This is a genomic window from Streptomyces sp. AK010 (assembly GCF_014207295.1).
GTDB lineage: Bacteria > Actinomycetota > Actinomycetes > Streptomycetales > Streptomycetaceae > Streptomyces > Streptomyces massasporeus.
In genome coordinates this window covers 155,248-173,393 of sequence record NZ_JACHCX010000012.1, presented here as the reverse complement: position 1 = coordinate 173,393, position 18,146 = coordinate 155,248, and the positions used below count along the sequence as shown (strand labels likewise).

Below are 18,146 nucleotides of genomic sequence, written 5' to 3'. Positions count from 1 at the left end.
GTAGCGACGTGAGCGCAGTCACCACGCTCGCCGCGGTGGCGGACCCCAACGGCACGGTGCTCAACGGAGCCCTGCTGGTGGCCCTGCCGATCGCGCTGCTCGGCGGCCTCGTCTCCTTCTTCTCGCCCTGCGTCCTGCCGCTGGTGCCCGGTTACCTCTCCTACGTCACCGGAGTCAGCGGCACCGACCTGGCCGAGGCCCGGCGGGGGCGGATGGTCGCCGGTGCCTCGTTGTTCGTCCTGGGCTTCACGGCCGTGTTCGTCTCCGGCGGGGCCCTCTTCGGCTACTTCGGCCAGACGCTCCAGGAGGAGCGGGGCGTCCTGACCAAGGTGCTGGGCGTCCTCATGATCCTCATGGGCGTCTTCTTCATGGGCCTGATGCCCTGGCTCACCCAGCGCGAGTTCCGTTTCCACAAGAAGCCGGCGACCGGCCTGGTGGGAGCCCCCGTGCTCGGCGCCCTCTTCGGCATCGGCTGGACGCCCTGCATCGGCCCGACGCTGTCCGCCGTGCAGACACTCGCCTGGCAGCAGGGAACCGCCGGGCGCGGGGCCATACTCACCTTCGCGTACTGTCTGGGCCTGGGCGTGCCGTTCGTGCTCGCCGCGGTCGCCTTCCGCAAGGCCCTCGGAGCCTTCGGCTGGATCAAGCGCCACTACGTCTGGGTGATGCGGGTCGGCGGCACCATGATGATCGTGACCGGTCTGCTGCTGCTGACCGGCGCGTGGGACCGCATCGTGCAGGAGATGCAGGTCTGGTCCGACGGCTTCACTGTGGGGATCTGATCGATGAGCAAGACCACCGCCTTTGACCCGGCCCCCTCCGCCGCCGAGGACCAGGAGCTGGGCGACGCCGGCTCCCAGCTGTCCACCGCCCCCAGGGAGGACGCGCCCCACCTGCCCGCCCTGGGCGTCATCGGCTGGGCCCGCTGGTTCTGGCGGCAGCTGACCTCCATGCGGGTCGCCCTGCTGCTGCTCCTGCTGCTCTCCCTCGGCGCGATCCCCGGCTCGCTCATCCCGCAGTCCGGCAGCGACGAGACGAAGGTCGCCGACTTCCGCAAGGCGCACCCGGCGCTCTCGGACGTCTACGACAAGATCGGGATGTTCCACGTCTACAGCTCGGTGTGGTTCTCCGCGATCTACATCCTGCTGTTCGTCTCCCTCATCGGCTGCATCGTGCCCCGCACGTGGCAGTTCGTCGGCCAGCTGCGCGGTCTGCCGCCCGGCGCGCCCCGGCGGCTGAACCGGCTGCCCGCCCACACCACCTGGCGCACCACGGCCGAACCCGAGCAGGTCCGGCAGGCCGCCCTGGCCCTGCTGAAGAAGCGCCGCTTCCGCGCCCACCTCACCGGGGACGCCGTCGCCGCCGAGAAGGGCTACCTGCGCGAGGTCGGCAACCTCGTCTTCCACATCGCCCTCATCGTGATGCTGATCGCCTTCGCCTGGGGCCAGCTGTACAAGTCCGAGGGCAACAAGCTGGTCGTCGAGGGCGACGGCTTCTCCAACACCCTCACCCAGTACGACGACTTCAAGTCCGGCAATCTCTTCACGTCGGACGACCTGGTGCCGTTCAGCTTCAACCTGAAGAAGTTCACCGGCACCTACGAGCGCACCGGCCCCAACAAGGGCACCCCGCGCGTCTACAAGGCCGACATCACCTACAGCTCGGGCGCCTACGGCAAGGACGAGACCGACACCGTCGAGGTGAACCACCCGCTGGAGATCGGCGACTCCAAGGTCTACCTCGTCAGCCACGGCTACGCCCCGGTCATCACCGTCCGCGACGCCAAGGGCAAGGTCGTCTTCGACGACGCCGTGCCGCTGCTGCCGCTGGACGCCAATGTCACCTCCTCCGGTGTCGTCAAGGTCCTCGACGGCTACCGCGACGCCAAGGGCCAGAAGGAGCAGCTCGGCTTCAACGCGTTCTTCGTGCCGACCTTCGGCGGCTCCGCCAGCGGCACGATGCTGTCGCAGTTCCCCGCGCTGGACAATCCGCTGCTCGCGCTGTCCGCCTACCACGGCGACCTCGGGGCCGACTCCGGCATCCCGCAGAGCGTGTACCAGATGGACCGCACCAACATGAAGGAGTTCAAGGACTCGAAGGGCAAGCTGTTCAAGAAGCTGCTGAAGCCCGGCGAGACCATGAAGCTCCCGAACGGCGCCGGTTCGGTCACCTTCGGCAAGGACATCAAGGAGTGGGCCGGCTTCCAGGTCGTCCAGCAGCCCGGCAGCGGCTGGGCCCTCGCCGGTGCCCTCGCCGCGATCGGCGGCCTCGCCGCCTCCCTGTTCATCCAGCGCCGCCGCGTCTGGGTGCGCGCGGTCGAGGGCGCCGACGGCGTCACCGTCGTCGAGATGGCCGGCCTCGGCCGCAGCGAGTCCGCCAAGGTCCCCGAGGAACTGGGGCACCTCGCCGGGGTCCTGTACGAGCAGGCACCGGGGCTCTCCGAGGAAACGGTGGCGGAGCCGGACGCGGTGTCCGACTCCGGCGCCGCGTCTGCCGAAGGGGCTGAGAATTGAATCCTCTCCCGCGCGGAACAAGGGAGATCCTGGCTCTCGCCGCCCGGTGGACCAGCGGCCCTCCGGGTCTTCCACGATCAACGCTCACCGGGTTGAAACCAGCCCGGTGAAACAACCGCAAGCTTCTCTCACACCGCACCGCCCGACCGCAGGTCGCCGGGATGTTCACCCGAAGGAGTGCTGAGGTGCCCCTCGCCGCCGCCACCAACGAAAACCTCGCGCAGATCAGCAACGTGCTGATCTACTCCGCGATGGCCGTCTACACCCTGGCCTTTTTCGCGTACATCGCCGAATGGCTCTTCGGCAGCCGCAGCAAGGTCGCCCGGACCGCCGCCGCGCTCACCACCAAGCCGGGCGCCAAGAAGGCCCCGGCCGTCACCGTGAACCAGGCCGGCGGCACCGCCGTACTGGAGCGGCCCAAGGTCACCGTGCGGGCCGCGGCCGGCCGGCGCGACGTGCCGGACGGCCCCGGGGCGCACGGCGGGGACGAGCAGGGCGACCTGTACGGCCGGATCGCCATCTCCCTCACGGTGCTCGCCTTCCTGATCGAGTTCGGCGGTGTCCTCACCCGCGCGCTGTCGGTGGAGCGCGCCCCGTGGGGCAACATGTACGAGTTCAACATCACGTTCTCCACGGTCGCGACCGGCGTGTACCTCGGGCTGCTGGCGCTGAAGAAGAACGTGCGCTGGCTCGGCCTGTTCCTGATCACCTCGGTCCTGCTCGACCTGGGCCTCGCGGTCACGGTCCTCTACACCGCCAGCGACCAGCTGGTCCCGGCGCTGCACTCGTACTGGCTGTACATCCACGTCTCGACGGCGATCTTCTGCGGCGCGGTCTTCTACGTGGGCGCGGTCGCCACGATCCTCTACCTCTTCAAGGACTCCTACGAGAGCAAGCTGGCGAGCGGCGGCACGCCCGGCACCTTCGCGACCTCCGTCCTGGAGCGGCTGCCCTCCTCCGCCTCCCTCGACAAGTTCTCCTACCGCGTCAACGCGGCCGTCTTCCCGCTGTGGACGTTCACGATCATCGCGGGCGCCATCTGGGCCGGCGACGCCTGGGGCCGCTACTGGGGCTGGGACCCGAAGGAGACCTGGTCCTTCATCACCTGGGTCGCCTACGCCTGCTACCTGCACGCCCGCGCCACCGCCGGCTGGAAGGGCCGCAAGGCCGCCTACCTGGCCCTCATCGCCTTCGGCTGCTGGCTGTTCAACTACTACGGCGTGAACATCTTCGTCTCCGGCAAGCACTCCTACGCGGGCGTCTGAGTCCTCCTCCCGTACACCGGCTTCACCTTCGGTGTACGGGACTCGCGCGGCGTGTACAGCTGAACGTCATCCCGTCGTGATACGCCGTGTACGGACACGTTTGCGACGACAAGTCCTGAGGGCCGGTAGATTCAGCCATCCGGGGTATGTAACTGTCGGCGAGCGGTTGAATACGCGATGCTGTGTAGGTCACGCAGCACACCACAACCGTCTGGGGGGTAGACGATGAGTGTGACGATCGACGAGCGGGCGATGACGGACCATGAGGACGACATCGTGATCGTCGTGTCCGACGCCGACTATCGGGACGCCGCGCAGCGAGCCCTCGACGAGCTCGGACTCACCTACGCCGAGCTCGAAGAGCAGGCGAAGGAGGGGAACTTCATCTCGTCGCAGGCGCACGCTCTGTGGGTGTCCATCGGCGGCACGGTTGACCTCTGACCTGTCGAAACAGGCCTACAAATTCGCCAGGGAGTTACAGGAGACCCTCAACGGGACCGTGTGCCAGCATGTGCGGATCGCTGCCGTACTGCGTCCGCGTTCCGCAGTCGGTCCTGTCTTCACTCTCGGGCATGGCCTGTCCGCCGCCAATCCCACCCAGCCGACGGCGTTCCCGCTCCGCGTCGATCAGAAGAAGCCGCGGTCCTGGATGAACCTCTCGTTCCAGGTCCGTCTGGACGACGAAGCCGACTTCTTGACGGTCCATTCGTCCTACTGCGGCATCTTCACCGATGAGGCTCTGGAGACCTGCCTGCTCCACTGGGACTACGAACGCGAGAAGGACAAGTACACCAGCGCGCACGTCCAGGTGTACGGCACGTCGCCCGCGCTGGAGGCGCTCAACAGGAACAACGATCACAAGCGCTCCCTGGACAAGCTCCACATCCCGGTAGGGGGAAGACGCTTCCGGCCCTGCATCGAGGACGTCATCGAGTTCCTGATCACCGAACGACTGGCCGACGGTCGTGAAGGCTGGGAGAAGCGCGTCGAGGAGGGGCGCAATCGCTATCGGCGCGGCCAGTTGCTGGCGGCGATGAGGCGCAATCCCGATGTGGTCGAGGAGTACCTCGAGAGCCGCAGCGAGTAGCCGCTCGAAAAGCCGCGACGCCCTGCTCGGCCTGTCCGGGCAGGGCGTCGCCGCGTCGGCCGCCCCGGCGGGTGCCCTTCCCGACCGGTCTTCGTCCCCTCGCAGGCTGTGCCGTCCCCTCGCCCCGCGTCGACCGGACGTGACGTCGGGAGGGTGACGAGCCTCACCAGGAATGGGTGGCAGGACGTTGTCGTGGAAGGCTGCGACCGTCGGCAGCATGACGATCACGGACGAGGATTGCCTCGCTGAGACCCTGGCCTTCGACGAGCAGTTCGAGGCCGCTGCTGCGAACCGACCGGTGAGCGAAGAGACGCCGGACGCAGCCCTGCCGGCCGCCCTGCGGCGTAACCGGCTCGGCGTCGGCACGCCACCGGTAAGACTGCCGCACGGCCAGGACCGCGTCGTCGAGGGCGGGGTGAAGGTACGGGTGTTCGTGCCGGACCAGGTCGACGGCGTGTACCTGCACATCCACGGAGGCGGCTGGGTGTTCGGTTCCGCGGACGGGCAGGACGAGAGGCTGTGGCTGCTCGCCGAACGGGCGCGGCCGGCCGTGGTGAGCGTGGACTACCGTCTCGCGCCGGAACACCCGATCCCCGCCGGGCAAGACGACTGTGAAGCGGACGCCCGGTGGCAGGCGGCAGGCGCACCGTTGAAGCTCGGTGTCGTCGCGGGTGCCAGGCATGGCTTCACCCTGTTCCCGCTGACCATCACCGAGCAGGAACTGCGGCGTGAGCCAGGGCCTTCGCCGTCGCGACGGTCGCCGGACTGAGCGTCCATTCGACGAGTCGTCCAGGCCGGACCTCGCAGCGCTGGATGTCGGTCATTCGCACGGGGCTTCTCCGTTCGCAGATGGGACAGACCCGATCAAGGGAATGCCGAGCCGGCCACACCGCGTGTCGCCACGCTTCAGGAGAACGGATGGCATCCTCGAACGGCGATACGGGGCACGCCCGATGCGCTCAGTTGACGCCGATGTCCTCGTTCCGGAGCGCGGGGTGTTCGGCGATGAAGTCGCGCATCAGCCCGGCGCACTCCGCGTCGTCCAACAGCACGATCTCCACACCGTGTTCGGCCAGCCAGTCGTGGCCGCCGTGGAAGGTGACCGCCTCGCCGATCACCACCCGGGAGATGCCGAACTGCCGTACCAGGCCGGAGCAGTACCAGCAGGGCGACAGGGTCGTCACCATCGTCGTGCCCCGGTAGGTGCGTTGCCGCCCGGCCGCGCGGAAGGCCGCCGTCTCCGCGTGCAGGGACGGATCGCCGTCCTGGACGCGGCGGTTGTGGCCGCGGCCCAGCAGGGTGCCGTCGGCGCCGTACAGCGCCGCACCGATCGGGATGCCGCCCTCGGCGAGCCCGGAGCGGGCCTCCTCGACGGCGGTCGTGAGCCATGAGCGTGCCCGTGCCTGGTCCATGACCTCATCCATGACCCCGGTCCGCCCTTTCGTAACCCGGCCCGGTCTTCGCCGCGTCGAGGTACGCGTGCAGGGCCCCCGCGCCCTCGATCATGACCCTGGTGCGGGCCGTCAGCGCCTCGCCGCGCGCCGCCACGGCCGCCCGCAGCGCCGCACTGCTGCCCTCCCGCCGCAGCCCCTGAAGCACCGGCCTGATCTGGTCGAACAGGTAGTGGCTGCGGCGCAGGGTGTGCACGAGCCGGGCGTCGCGCACATCGGCCGGCTCGTAGACCCGGTAGCCCGTCGCGCGCTCCCGGCCCGGAGCGAGCAGCCCGGCCCCCTCCCACACCCGCAGCGCGGACGTCCGTACGCCCAGGAGTGCCGCCACCTCGCCGATGCGCAGCCCGCCCGACCGCGGCAGCGGGGCGGGCGGTTCGGCCGCGAGCAGTTCCAGGGCCTCGCTCGCCGCCCGCAGCGACACCCGCTCCTGGTGCAGGGCGGCGTGGGCGGCGTCGAGCAGCGCGAGCGCGCCGGGGACGTCCCCCTCGTGCACGGCCCGCATGATCGCCGTCGCGGTCACCGGCCCGTACCCGCGCATCAGTGTCCGGTACGCCAGCAGCGCGCCGCGATGCGGCTCCCCGAAGACGCGGTAGCCGGACGCGGTCCGCGCGGCGGGCGGGAGCACACCGGCGTCCTCGTAGTTGCGGATCTGCTGCGTCGAGACACCGGCCGACCGGGCCAGGTCGACGGGGCGGAGGCGGCGGTCGTTCGTCATCGATTTGAAGGTTACGGCAGGGAGCAGGCAGCACATACCGCCCGGGATCTCTCTCAAGTCTCAACACCGCACTTCAATGGAAGACTTGAAGGAATGGACGACTTCATCCGCGTCACCGGTGCCCGCCTCCACAACCTCAGGAACGTCTCCCTCTCCCTGCCGAAGAACAAGCTGGTCGTCCTGACCGGCCTGTCCGGCTCCGGCAAGTCCACCCTCGCCTTCGACACCCTCCACCGGGAGGGCCAGCGGCAGTACCTGGAGTCGCTGGGCATGGTCACCGGCTTCGTCAGCAAGCCCGCCGTCGACTCGATCAGCGGCCTGTCCCCGTCCATCAGCGTCGACCAGCACCTCACCAACCGCAGCCCCCGCTCCACGGTCGGCACGGTCACCGAGGTCTTCACCTACCTGCGGCTGCTGTGGTCGCGCATCGGGGTCCGGCCCTGCCCCGGCTGCGGCAAGGACATCCCGCCCTCTTACGCCGACGCCGCCGAGGCCGACGAGGACGCCGAACCCGGGCAGCGGCCCTGCCCGCACTGCTCCACCCCCGTGCCCGAACTGGTCATGGGCTCCTTCTCCTTCAACAAGCCCGCCGGCGCCTGCCCGGCCTGCACCGGCCTGGGCGAGGTGATCCGGCCCGACGTACGGCGCCTGGTCGACGACGACAAGTCGGTCGCGCAAGGGGCGGTGCACGGCTGGAACGCCAAGTTCACCGACTGGAGCGTCCCCGTGCTACGGGCCGCCGCCGGCCACTACGGCTTCACCTTCGACGTGGACACGCCGTGCGGCGAACTCGGAGACAGGCAGCGGGACCTGCTGCTCCACGGTGTCGAAAGCCCCGAGTTCCGGCGGCACTTCCCTGACACCGACCCTCCGGCGACCGTCGCGGCGGGCCGCTTCGAAGGGGTCGCGACGGCCCTGCTGCGCCGCTACAACGACCGCGCCGACGACCCCGAGTACCGGGAACGGTCCGAGCGGCAGGGCCTGGTGAAGCAGCCCTGCGGGGAGTGCGACGGAACGCGGCTGAGCGGTGCCGCCCGGGCGGTGACCGTGCACGGCCTCACCGTCGTCGAGGCCACCCGGCTTCCGCTGACCGGCCTGGCCGACTGGCTGGGCGGCCTGCGCGAACGCTCCGCCGAGGACGAGTGGCCGCTCGTGGAGCCGGTCGTCGTCGACCTGGAGGAGCGGATCCGCCGCCTGCTGGACGTCGGCGTCGGCTACCTCACCCTGGGCCAGGCCACCCCCAGCCTCTCCGCGGGCGAGACCCAGCGGCTGCGCCTGGCCGCCCTGCTCGGCTCCGGCCTGACCGGCGTCCTCTACGTCCTGGACGAACCGACCATCGGCCTGCACCCCTCGGACACCGCCCGCCTGATCGGCGTGCTGCGCCGCCTGCGCGACCTGGGCAACACGGTGCTGGTCATCGAGCACGACCTGGAGGTGCTGCGGGCGGCGGACCACGTGGTGGACGTCGGCCCGGGGGCGGGCCGGGACGGCGGGCGGATCGTCGCCGCGGGCACGCCGCAGGAGGTGACCCGGACCGAGGGCTCGGTCACCGGCGCGTACCTGTCCGGCCTGCTGTCCGCGCCGCCGTCACGGGGACGCGGAGACGGCGAGGCGGCCGTCGTGATCCGCGGGGCCCGGGCCCACAACCTCCGGGACCTGACCGTACGGATCCCGCTGCGCCGCCTGGTCACTGTCACGGGTCCGTCCGGCTCCGGCAAGTCGACGCTGCTGCTGGACATCCTCGGCCGGGCCGCCCGCCGCCACTTCCACGGGGCGGGGGAGCTGCCCGCCGAGCACGACGGCATCGACGGCTGGGAGCACCTGTCCAAGGCCGTCCTCATCGACCAGCAGCCGATCAGCCGCGTCCCGCGCTCCAACGCGGCGACCTACTCGGACGTCTTCACACCGATCCGGGAGGTCTTCGCCGCCCGCAGCCGAGGCCGCCTGACCGCCGGCCACTTCTCCTTCAACGTGCCCGGGGGACGTTGCGAACGCTGCGAGGGCGCGGGCGTCCTCACCGTCCACATGCACTTCCTCCCGGCGGTGGAGGTGCGCTGCCCGACCTGCAAGGGTCGCCGCTTCCGGCCGGAGGTGCTGACGGTCCGGCACGAGGGCCATGACATCGCCGAAGTACTCGGGGCGACGGTGGACGAGGCCCTGACGGTGTTCGGGGACGTCCCGCCGGTCGCCACCCGGCTCCGGCGCATGGCCGACGTCGGCCTCGGCTACCTCCCCCTCGGCCAGCCCGCCACCACCCTCTCCGGCGGCGAGGCCCAGCGTCTGAAGCTCGCCAAGGAACTGGGGCGGCGGACGACCGGACGCGCCCTGTACCTGCTGGACGAACCGACGACGGGCCTGCACTCCGCCGACACCGCCCGCCTCCTCGACGTCCTGCAACGCCTCGTCGACGCCGGGCACTCGGTCGTCACCATCGAGCACAACCTCGACGTCGTCCGCGCCTCGGACTGGCTGATCGACCTGGGACCGGAAGGCGGCGCGGGCGGGGGTCGGCTGGTGGCGCAGGGGGCGCCGGGGAACTGAACCGATCCTGCCCCCCCGGACGTCTTCGTTGCGTATCCACCGCACCGGAGCCCAGGCTCCCGAAGGAGGCCCACCGATGAAGGCGTCACTTCTCCTGGCGGCGGCCCTGGCCTCGTTGTCCGTGGGCTGCACGTCGGCGTCGTCACCGGACGACACCGACGGCGCGCGGCCCGCGCCGTCCTGCGCGTACGTCGTCGAGTACGACGGCCGCACCTACCTGGGCAGGGAGGAGACCGACGTCCCCGTGGGGAAGTCGCTCGGCGCCGCCACCCGCCCGGCGTGCGACGACACTCCGGGCGACGGCGACGAGGGGGAGGGCCCGGCCCTGATGACGGCGTTCGCCGTGCGGGGGGTGGACCCGGCCGTCGCCGTCGCGGTGGCCGAGGGCCCCGGCGTGTACCGTCTCGTCGTCGCCGACTCCGTCAAGGAACTCCCGCCGGAGCTGAGGAAGGTGACCGAACGCTCCTGACGGGCACCGGCCGGGGTGTCAGCCCTGCCGCTCCAGCACCGCGAAGTCCGCGAAGCTGCGGCGGTAGCGCAGGTGCCTCGTCTCCTGGGTGTGCCTGCGCTGCCACTCCTCCACCTCGCCGGGCGCCCGGCACGGGCCCGAACCCGCCCCGCAGTCCTCCTCCTCGCCCGAGACGCAGTACGCCTCGTACTCGGGCTGCGCCGACGCGTCCTGCACGATCGTGTACGGCACGTACCGGAAGATCCGGCGGCCGGTCGACTCCCCACCGTGCTCGTCGCGTTGGTGCTGGCGCAGCAGCACGTTCGCGTCGGTCACGGCACTGCCGTCGAACGCGGCCCGCGCCCTGTCCCGCCGGAGCGCCAGCTCCTCACAGGTCGCGCACCCGGGCACCGGGGAGGGCGGCCGGGTCGGATCGGCCGACAAGCCCTCCCTGGAACGGTCGTTGAGCGCGCGTACGCCCGCGCTGAGCCGCTCGTCCAGGGTGGCCTCCCGGATCCTCGCCGGGTCCGCCTGCCATTCCCGGCCGCCGCTGACCGGGCGCAGCATCACGTACGGGCCGGTTCTGTCCTGGTACTCGCCGACCTTGCGCGTGTGCGGGTCGTAGACGAGCGTTCCGGGTTCCATTCCGCGTACCTCCGTCACTCTGGGTGTATCGAGCGTTGCGCACGGGAACAGTCCGGTTCAATGCTTGGCGTGTGACACCGGTGCACTGTCACGGAGGGGGGAGCCGTGAGCCGACGGAACGGCGGGGCGGAGTCGGGGGCGAGTACGGCTGCCGTGTTCGGGGAGGTGCTCCGGCATTTCCGCGAGGCTGCGGGGCTGACGCAGGAGGGTCTGGCCAGACAGATCCCGTGCGACCGCTCGCATGTGGCGCGGGTCGAGGGCGGTACGAGGGTTCCGCAGGACACGTTCGCCAAGACCTGTGACGAACTTCTGGGTACGGGTGGGGTGTTGCTTCGGCTGTGGGGCCGGATCGACTGGTATCCGCAGGTGGAGCATCCGGATTGGTTCCGGCGGCGGGCCGAGATGGACGAGGTGGCCGTGACCCTTCGGGAGTACCAGGAGCGGGTCATCCCGGGGTTGTTGCAGACGGCTGACTATGCCCGGGCGCTGTTCTCGCGGCTGGTGAGCGGCGAGGAGTTGGAGGAGCGGGTGCGAGCCCGACTGAGCCGTCAGCAACGCTTCCTGGCGGCGGGGGGCCCGCTGTACCTCGTCGTCCTGGACGAGAGCTGCCTACGCAACGTCGTCGGCAACCCGGGCCTGATGAGGGACCAGTGCGCGCACCTGCTCGACGTGGGGCGGCGACCCAACATCCGTATCCAAGTCGCCCCTGCGGACCGCCTCGGCCTGTTTCGTCCCAGCGGCTCGATGTCGCTGATCGAGCTGCCGGACGGGCATCGGTGGGTCTACTCGGAGTCCCTGGATCGCGGCCACTTCAACGACGATCCGGCCCTCTACGCACGCCACAGCCACTCCTATGATGTGCTCAGGGCGGACGCTCCGTCAGCCCCCGGGTCCGCTGCTCTGATCAGCGACGTGATGGAGAGGTACGAGCGTCATGAAGAAGCCCGAACTCAGCGCGGCGCAGTGGATCAAGAGCAGCTACAGCGACGCCAACGGCGGCAACTGCATAGAAATAGCCCCCGCCCACCCCGAAACCGTCCCCGTCCGCGACAGCAAGAACCCTGACGGACCGGTCCTCCTCGTCACCCGACACGCCTGGTCGGTGTTCGTCTCCGCCCTGTGAGCGCTCCGCTCCGCTGACGAGGCGCTCGTGCTGGATAGGGTTCGGGCATGACCAATGAGCAGGAGCGCAGCCCGGTGTTCCTGACCCGTGTGCGGGTGGAGAACTACCGCTCCATCGCGTCCTGCGATGTGCGGCTCGGGCCGCTGACCGTCCTGGCCGGGCCGAATGCGGCGGGCAAGTCGAACTTCCTTGACGCCATCCGGTTCGTTCGTGACGCCCTGCGCACCTCGCCGGGACGCGCTCTGGAGCCACGTGGCGGTCTCGAGGAGGTACTGCACCGGGACGTCTCGGGTCGGCAGGCCGACCTCTTCCGTATCGAGCTGAGCCTCAGCGTCCCGGCCTCCGCCATTCCCGCGTTCCATGCCACGTATCGCCTGGAAGTCGGCATGCGCCCGTGCAGCGACGACTTCGCGCCGGTGCTGCGCGGAGAAGAACTGCTCGTCGACGGGGTGCGGCGCGGGGACTCCTTCCTCCCGGAACTGGCAGGTGAGCATCCGGTCGCCTGGAGGGACGACATCCTGCTGCCGCGAGCGAGCCGGATCAACCGTGAGGGGCGGGAAGTCTTCGCCGGCCTGGTCCACACACGCTTCTACGAGCTCCACACACCCGCTCTGCGCGCGGTCGACGACACGCCCCGAAGCAGAGGTGGCGGCCCGCTCGGCGAGAACGGGGAGCATCTGCCCCGAGTGCTGGACGCGCTGTCCAGCAAGCACCCCTGGGTCAAGGAGACTCTCGACGGCTATGTCGCCAGCATGATCGACAACGCGGTAGGGCTGGACGGTGTGGAGGTCCGCGAAGCGGATCTGGCGTTCGTCGTCGGGCGCTTCCTGGGCGCCGACGGGCAGGTGGCCAAAGTGGACCGTCGCGGGCTGTCCGAGGGGACCCTGCGTCTCGCCGGGGTCCTCTCCGCCCTGTTCCAGCCGCTCGCACTCACCGGCGACATCCCTCTCGTCGCCATCGAGGAACCCGAGATCTCGCTGCACCCGCCGATGCTCGGCGGGCTGTACGACGCCCTGGTCGCCGCCGCGCGCAACACCCAGGTCATGGTGACGACGCAGAGCGCGGACCTGCTGGACAACGCCGCCGCCGATCCGGCCCATGTGCTGGTGGCCCGCGACGAGGGCGCCGGCACGCGGATCGGCCCGGTCGACGCGGCGGGGCGACGACTTCTGGCAGACGGTGTGCTGACGCTGTCCGAACTCCTGCGCAGCGGAGAACTGCGCCCGGCACCGGCGCCCGCACCGGGCGGCGAGAAGGAGACCGACGAGCGGTGAGCGCCCCGTACCCGGTGATCGCCTCCATCGTCGAAGGCCACGGTGAGGAACGAGCCCTCCAAGGGCTGCTGCACCGGCTCGTGCCCCACCTCGTGCCCGGCGCGTACGCCGAGATCCAGCGCCCGTTCCGCGTCCCCAGGGACCGGATGCTCCAGCGTGACGTGCTGGAGAGCGCCCTGACCATCGTCACGGCGCGCATGCCCCCACCGACGGGCATCGTGGTCCTGCTTGACGCCGACGACGACTGCGCCGTGCAGGTGGCACAGCGTGTGCGCAGCCATGCGGAGGCCACTCACGCGCACGTGCCGGTCGTGGCGGTTGCCGCTGTCCGGGAGTTCGAAGCGTGGTTCCTCGCCGGTGCCGCCGGGCTCGCCGGGAAGGCGGGCCTGCCCGAGGACCTGGCGCCGCCACCCGAGCCGGAGTCGATCCGTGGTGCCAAGGAGTGGCTCTCCCGGCGGATGCCGCGCGGCTCCACGTACCAGGAGACCGCTCACCAGCCGTCGTTCGCCACGCTCTTCGACCTCGACGCGGCTCGCGCTGCGGCGCCCTCGTTCGACAAGTTCTGCCGTGACGTGCGGTTCCTGCTCACCGGAAAGCGGGAATGCTGACCGCCGGGGCAGGACGACCTACTGCCCGCTCACCATCTGCAGGATCCGGTTGGCCGCCTCCGCGACCGGCTGGCCCACCGCCCCGACGGCCGCGGCGATCGCGGCGACAGCCATCAGAGCCCGGTGCCGCTCCTGCGCGGGCGCGGCGTCCGCGGCCAGCACCGGCAGGGACTCGTCGATGAGCTGCGCGCTCGGCTGCGGCAACTGATCGCGCAACTCCCTCACCTCGCGGATCAGTTCGGCGAGGGCCAGCCGCAGCGCGGGGTCCGTGTCGCCCGTGGCCCCGTTCTTCACGATGCCCGTGTTGCCGCTGCCGCCGTGCATGTTGACGTTGTCGCCGTAGTAGTAGCTGTTGCCGCTCATGCCGCGATCCCCACGTTTCCGCTGCCGCCGTACATGTTCACGCTGTCACCGAAGTGGTAGTTCGTGGGTGAGTTGATCGTCAGGCGCTCCACCGTCACCTGGAACTCGGTGTCCGGGTTCTCCAGTGCCCCCGAGACATACCCCACGAGCCGGTCCAGGTGCTGCGGGTCGGGGCTGGTCACCATCGCGGTGGAGGGGCCGGCCGTCTCGACTGCGAGGACGTAATGCGAAGGGGCCGTGACGACGGAGAGCATCTCCACGAAGAAGTAGATCAGCGCCGCACCGGAGCAGATCCACACGAAGACGATCAGTCCGCCGCCGCCGGACTGGTCACTGTCGTAAGGGCCGCTGGAACTGCTGGCGAAAGAGATCAGACCGCCGACGATCGACAGGCCGATGGCCACGGCCAGGATGATCCCGGCGCGTTTCAGGAAGCGGAAGACCGCCTCCTTGCGCTTGGGGCGCAGGGTGAACGTGTACCCCGGGCGATGTTGCGCAGGGGGTAGGCCGCGCCACCGACCCATAACAGTCGCTTGTGGACGCGGAGTTCTACGTCGGTCATGGCGCGCGGTGGCGTGGAGGGCGGGGGCGGCACGTCCCACTGCCCCGGTGGCTGCTGGATCTCCATGGCGTCCTTCTGAAGGCCGGTGGTCACAGTGTGAACACCATTGACGACCATGCGTGCATCCGAGGGCAACCCGTTTCCCGGAAGCTCCTCAGGGCCCCTCAGGACTCGTCGCGCCTCGGGTCGTCGTCCTTGTTCTTGTCCTCGTCGAGGGACTTCAGGAAGTCCGGATTGTCGTCCGGCGCGACCCACTGCCGCGGACGCTCCGCCGCGGGCACCCGCTTCTTGCCGGCGATCAGCCAGGAGATCGACCCGACGAGCGGGAACACCAGGACGAGGAGTGCCCACAGCGGCTTGGGCATGTGGCGGATCTCGTCGTCCTTCGTGCTGATGCAGTCGATGAACGCGTACACGCTGAGCGCCAGCGGCACGAGGAACATCAGTACCCGGAGCATGCGGCCTCTCAGCGAAAGCGGTGGGTGGTTCCAGGCCAGGGTAGCGGCTCGGGGATACTGGACCCCATGGCTTACGACGATCTTCGCTCCCTGCTCAGGGCGCTGGAGCGCGAGGGCGACCTCAAGCGCATCAAGGCCGAGGTGGACCCGTACCTGGAGGTCGGGGAGATCGTCGACCGGGTGCAGAAGTCCGGCGGTCCCGCCCTGCTCTTCGAGAACGTGCGCGGGTCGAGCATGCCGCTCGCGATGAACGTGTTCGGCACGGACCGGCGGCTGCTGAAGTCCCTGGGCCTGAAGTCGTACGCCGAGATCACCGAGCGGATCGGCGGGCTGCTGAAGCCCGAGCTGCCGCACGGCTTCGTCGGTGTGCGCGAGGCCTTCGGCAAACTCGGCGCGATGACGCACGTGCCGCCGAAGAAGGTGAAGGACGGCCCCGTGCAGGAGGTCGTCCTGACCGGGGACGACGTCGACCTGGACCAGCTCCCGGCCCTCTTCACCTGGCCGAAGGACGGCGGGTCGTTCTTCAACCTGGGGCTGACCCACACCAAGGACCCGGAGAGCGGCGTCCGCAACCTCGGGCTGTACCGGCTCCAGCGCCACGACAAGCGCACCATCGGCATGCACTGGCAGATCCACAAGGACAGCCGGAACCACTACCAGGTGGCCGCGCGCCGGGGTGAGCGGCTGCCCGTCGCCATCGCCTTCGGGTGCCCGCCCGCCGTGACGTACGCGTCCACGGCTCCGCTGCCGGGGGACATCGACGAGTACCTGTTCGCCGGGTTCCTCGCGGGCAAGCGGATCGAGATGGTCGACTGCAAGACCGTGCCGCTCCAGGTGCCGGCGCAGGCCGAGGTCGTGATCGAGGGCTGGCTGGAGCCGGGCGAGATGCTGCCCGAGGGGCCGTTCGGCGACCACACCGGCTTCTACACACCGCAGGAGCCCTTCCCCGCGCTGACGATCGACTGCGTCACGATGCGGAAGCGGCCGCTGCTCCAGTCGATCGTCGTGGGCAGGCCTCCGACGGAGGACGGGCCGCTGGGCCGGGCGACGGAACGCTTCTTCCTGCCGCTGCTGAAGATCATCGTGCCGGACATCGTGGACTACCACCTGCCGGAGGCGGGCGGCTTCCACAACTGCGCGATCGTCTCGATCGACAAGAAGTACCCGAAGCACGCGCAGAAGGTCATGCACGCGATCTGGGGCGCGCACATGATGTCGCTGACCAAGCTGATCGTGGTCGTCGACTCCGACTGCGACGTGCACGACCTGCACGAGGTCGCCTGGCGGGCCCTGGGCAACACCGACTACGCCCGCGACCTGTCGATCGTCGAGGGCCCGGTCGACCACCTCGACCACGCCTCCTACCAGCAGTTCTGGGGCGGCAAGGCCGGCATCGACGCGACGAAGAAGTGGCCCGAGGAGGGCTACACCCGCGACGGCGGCTGGCCCGACATGGTGGAGTCCGACCCTGAGACGGCGGCGAAGGTGGACCGTCGCTGGAAGGAGTACGGCCTGTGAGTTCCGCTTCCGCCGCGATCCCGCAGCCGGGACGCACCAAGGCCTTCCTCCGGCTGGTGATGATCGAGCACTCGGTCTTCGCGCTGCCCTTCGCCTACATCGCCGCGCTCACCGCGATGTTCCAGTGGGACAAGAACATCCACTGGGGCCGGCTGCTGATGGTCACCATCTGCATGGTGGGCCTGCGCACCTTCGCGATGGCGGTCAACCGGATCATCGACCGGGAGATCGACGCGCGGAACCCGCGCACGGCGCAACGCGAGCTGGTGACGGGCACGATATCGGTGAAGCACGCCTGGACGGGCGCGCTGATCGCCCTGGCCGTGTTCCTGACCGCGGCCGCCCTGCTGAACCCCCTGTGCCTGGCGCTGGCCCCCATCGCGGTGATCCCGATGGTGGTCTACCCGTACGGCAAGCGGTTCACGAACTTCCCGCAGGCCATCCTCGGCCTCGCGCAGGCGATGGGCCCGATCGGCGGCTGGCTGGCGATCTCGGGGGAGTGGTCCTGGGATGCGGTGGTCCTCGGCCTCGCCGTGGGCATCTGGATCGGCGGCTTCGACCTGATCTACGCCTGCCAGGACGTGGAGACCGACCGCGAGATCGGCGTCATGTCCGTCCCGGCCCGCTTCGGCATCCCGTCGGCGATCTGGGGCGCGCGGGTCTGTCACGCCCTGACGACGGCCCTGTTCGTCTGGTACGCCCTGGCCACCGGCGCCGGCGTCTTCTTCTGGCTGGGCCTGCTGATCGTCGCCGCCGCGTTCCTCTACGAGCACTCGATCGTCCGCCCCCACGACCTCTCCCGAGTGAACCGCGCCTTCTTCAGCGTCAACGGCTTCATCGGGATCGCGCTGTTCGGGTGCGCGCTGATGGACCTGCTGGTGCGCGGTCTGACCGTCTGATCAGGGTGCGCCGGGCACGCGGCCGGGCTCCCGCTCCGGGCGGCGGAACAGGAACGCCGCCGCCACGCCCGCGAGCAGGCCTATCAGGTGGCCCTGCCAGCTGACGCCCGTCTGCGTGGGGGCCAGGCCCGTGAGGATGGAGCCGCCCCAGATCGCCGCGATCAGGACCCCGGCCAGGACGCCCAGGGGGCGGCGCTCGACGAAACCGGTGACCAGGAGGAACCCGAACAGGCCGAAGATCACGCCGGAGGCGCCCGCGGTGTTGGTGTCGGCCGGGGCGATCAGCCAGACGCCCAGGCCGTCCACGACGATGATCAGCGCGCAGACGAGCAGGAACCGGCGCAGCCCCGCGAGCGCGGCGAGGAAGCCGAGGACCAGCAGTGGCACGGTGTTCGCCGCCAGATGGGCGAAGCCGAAGTGGATGAAGGACGAGGGGACGACATCGACCAGCTCGGAAGGGGCGCGCGGGGTGACACCGAAGCCGTCCAGCGCATGGCCCGTGGCCACGTCCACCACTTCCAGCAGCCACAGCAGCGCCACCCAGGCCAGCATCAGCTTGCCCGCGGCCAGCGCACGGTCGCCCTGTGACCACCCGGTGTGCGGATCCGACATGGCGACCCCCAGTGCTCGCTCGTCCCCTCCGTGCAACGGCCCGCACCCCTTGGCCGGTTCCCAC

Annotated in this window: 21 protein-coding genes; 14 read left to right on the top strand and 7 right to left on the bottom strand. The window is 70.0% G+C overall.

Features of this window, described 5'->3' with window-relative positions; genetic code table 11:
• Window positions 1–8 precede the first annotated feature (8 nt).
• The 6 genes from HDC93_RS23305 (at window position 9) to HDC93_RS23280 (ending at window position 5,634) form a co-directional block, all read left to right on the top strand.
• Window positions 9–782 (top strand): cytochrome c biogenesis protein CcdA, encoded by a 774-nt coding sequence (locus HDC93_RS23305; RefSeq protein WP_185012787.1) that lies wholly within the window; start codon window positions 9–11, stop codon window positions 780–782.
• Window positions 783–785: 3 nt separating this feature from the next.
• Window positions 786–2,513 (top strand): cytochrome c biogenesis protein ResB, encoded by a 1,728-nt coding sequence (locus HDC93_RS23300; RefSeq protein ID WP_185012786.1) that lies wholly within the window; start codon window positions 786–788, stop codon window positions 2,511–2,513.
• A 161-nt stretch (window positions 2,514–2,674) separates the two neighbouring features.
• Window positions 2,675–3,778, top strand: a complete 1,104-nt coding sequence (ccsB, locus tag HDC93_RS23295; RefSeq protein ID WP_185012785.1) for a c-type cytochrome biogenesis protein CcsB — start codon at window positions 2,675–2,677, stop codon at window positions 3,776–3,778.
• A gap of 225 nt (window positions 3,779–4,003) precedes the next feature.
• Complete coding sequence (locus HDC93_RS23290) at window positions 4,004–4,219, top strand: hypothetical protein (protein ID WP_221517032.1); 216 nt, start codon at window positions 4,004–4,006, stop codon at window positions 4,217–4,219.
• The gene (locus tag HDC93_RS23285) at window positions 4,209–4,865 is read left to right on the top strand and encodes a hypothetical protein (RefSeq protein ID WP_185012784.1); all 657 of its coding nucleotides are present in this window, start codon (window positions 4,209–4,211) and stop codon (window positions 4,863–4,865) included. Before HDC93_RS23290 ends, HDC93_RS23285 begins: the two co-directional genes overlap by 11 nt.
• A gap of 172 nt (window positions 4,866–5,037) precedes the next feature.
• The gene (locus HDC93_RS23280; RefSeq protein ID WP_398986098.1) at window positions 5,038–5,634 is read left to right on the top strand and encodes an alpha/beta hydrolase fold domain-containing protein; all 597 of its coding nucleotides are present in this window, start codon (window positions 5,038–5,040) and stop codon (window positions 5,632–5,634) included.
• A 190-nt stretch (window positions 5,635–5,824) separates the two neighbouring features.
• Here the strand turns inward: HDC93_RS23280 and HDC93_RS23275 are convergent, their stop codons facing one another.
• The gene (locus HDC93_RS23275; protein WP_185012782.1) at window positions 5,825–6,277 is read right to left on the bottom strand and encodes a nucleoside deaminase; all 453 of its coding nucleotides are present in this window, start codon (window positions 6,275–6,277) and stop codon (window positions 5,825–5,827) included.
• Between the two features lie 4 nt (window positions 6,278–6,281).
• The gene (locus HDC93_RS23270; protein WP_185012781.1) at window positions 6,282–7,031 is read right to left on the bottom strand and encodes a MerR family transcriptional regulator; all 750 of its coding nucleotides are present in this window, start codon (window positions 7,029–7,031) and stop codon (window positions 6,282–6,284) included.
• Between the two features lie 93 nt (window positions 7,032–7,124).
• Here HDC93_RS23270 and uvrA point away from each other — a divergent pair, with 93 nt between their 5' ends.
• The gene (gene uvrA / locus HDC93_RS23265) at window positions 7,125–9,572 is read left to right on the top strand and encodes an excinuclease ABC subunit UvrA (protein ID WP_185012780.1); all 2,448 of its coding nucleotides are present in this window, start codon (window positions 7,125–7,127) and stop codon (window positions 9,570–9,572) included.
• A 76-nt stretch (window positions 9,573–9,648) separates the two neighbouring features.
• Window positions 9,649–10,041, top strand: a complete 393-nt coding sequence (locus HDC93_RS23260) for a DUF6281 family protein (protein ID WP_185012779.1) — start codon at window positions 9,649–9,651, stop codon at window positions 10,039–10,041.
• A gap of 18 nt (window positions 10,042–10,059) precedes the next feature.
• Here HDC93_RS23260 and HDC93_RS39375 read toward each other — a convergent pair whose 3' ends face one another.
• Window positions 10,060–10,665: a hypothetical protein gene (locus HDC93_RS39375; RefSeq protein WP_185012778.1), complete on the bottom strand. Its 606-nt coding sequence runs from the start codon at window positions 10,663–10,665 to the stop codon at window positions 10,060–10,062.
• 105 nt (window positions 10,666–10,770) lie between these two features.
• Between HDC93_RS39375 and HDC93_RS23250 the strand changes: the two genes are divergently transcribed.
• Genes HDC93_RS23250 through HDC93_RS23240 form a run of 4 tightly spaced genes read left to right on the top strand, consistent with a single transcriptional unit; the run spans window position 10,771 to window position 13,670 of the window.
• On the top strand, window positions 10,771–11,730 hold the full coding sequence (locus HDC93_RS23250) for a helix-turn-helix transcriptional regulator (protein ID WP_185012777.1): 960 nt from the start codon (window positions 10,771–10,773) through the stop codon (window positions 11,728–11,730).
• Window positions 11,678–11,788, top strand: coding sequence for a DUF397 domain-containing protein (locus tag HDC93_RS39370; protein WP_311774610.1), 111 nt, complete (start codon window positions 11,678–11,680; stop codon window positions 11,786–11,788). Before HDC93_RS23250 ends, HDC93_RS39370 begins: the two co-directional genes overlap by 53 nt.
• Before the next feature lie 47 nt (window positions 11,789–11,835).
• Window positions 11,836–13,062, top strand: a complete 1,227-nt coding sequence (locus tag HDC93_RS23245; RefSeq protein ID WP_185012776.1) for an AAA family ATPase — start codon at window positions 11,836–11,838, stop codon at window positions 13,060–13,062.
• Window positions 13,059–13,670 (top strand): DUF4276 family protein, encoded by a 612-nt coding sequence (locus HDC93_RS23240; RefSeq protein ID WP_185012775.1) that lies wholly within the window; start codon window positions 13,059–13,061, stop codon window positions 13,668–13,670. Before HDC93_RS23245 ends, HDC93_RS23240 begins: the two co-directional genes overlap by 4 nt.
• A gap of 18 nt (window positions 13,671–13,688) precedes the next feature.
• Here the strand turns inward: HDC93_RS23240 and HDC93_RS23235 are convergent, their stop codons facing one another.
• The 3 genes from HDC93_RS23235 to HDC93_RS23225 all read right to left on the bottom strand — a co-directional run bounded on the left by HDC93_RS23235 (window position 13,689) and on the right by HDC93_RS23225 (window position 15,053).
• Window positions 13,689–14,033 carry a hypothetical protein gene (locus HDC93_RS23235; protein ID WP_185012774.1) on the bottom strand — a complete coding sequence of 115 codons (345 nt, stop codon included), beginning with the start codon at window positions 14,031–14,033 and terminating at the stop codon, window positions 13,689–13,691.
• Window positions 14,030–14,557 (bottom strand): DUF6232 family protein, encoded by a 528-nt coding sequence (locus HDC93_RS23230; RefSeq protein WP_311774605.1) that lies wholly within the window; start codon window positions 14,555–14,557, stop codon window positions 14,030–14,032. The genes HDC93_RS23235 and HDC93_RS23230 overlap by 4 nt, the downstream gene beginning before the upstream one ends.
• 202 nt (window positions 14,558–14,759) lie before the next feature.
• Window positions 14,760–15,053, bottom strand: a complete 294-nt coding sequence (locus HDC93_RS23225) for a PLD nuclease N-terminal domain-containing protein (RefSeq protein ID WP_030840172.1) — start codon at window positions 15,051–15,053, stop codon at window positions 14,760–14,762.
• Between the two features lie 66 nt (window positions 15,054–15,119).
• Here HDC93_RS23225 and HDC93_RS23220 point away from each other — a divergent pair, with 66 nt between their 5' ends.
• On the top strand, window positions 15,120–16,571 hold the full coding sequence (locus HDC93_RS23220; RefSeq protein ID WP_185012773.1) for a menaquinone biosynthesis decarboxylase: 1,452 nt from the start codon (window positions 15,120–15,122) through the stop codon (window positions 16,569–16,571).
• A complete protein-coding gene (gene mqnP / locus HDC93_RS23215) occupies window positions 16,568–17,470 on the top strand; it encodes a menaquinone biosynthesis prenyltransferase MqnP (protein ID WP_185012772.1) in 903 nt (300 codons plus the stop codon). Before HDC93_RS23220 ends, mqnP begins: the two co-directional genes overlap by 4 nt.
• Here mqnP and HDC93_RS23210 read toward each other — a convergent pair whose 3' ends face one another.
• On the bottom strand, window positions 17,471–18,082 hold the full coding sequence (locus HDC93_RS23210) for a rhomboid family intramembrane serine protease (protein ID WP_185012771.1): 612 nt from the start codon (window positions 18,080–18,082) through the stop codon (window positions 17,471–17,473).
• Window positions 18,083–18,146 lie beyond the last annotated feature (64 nt).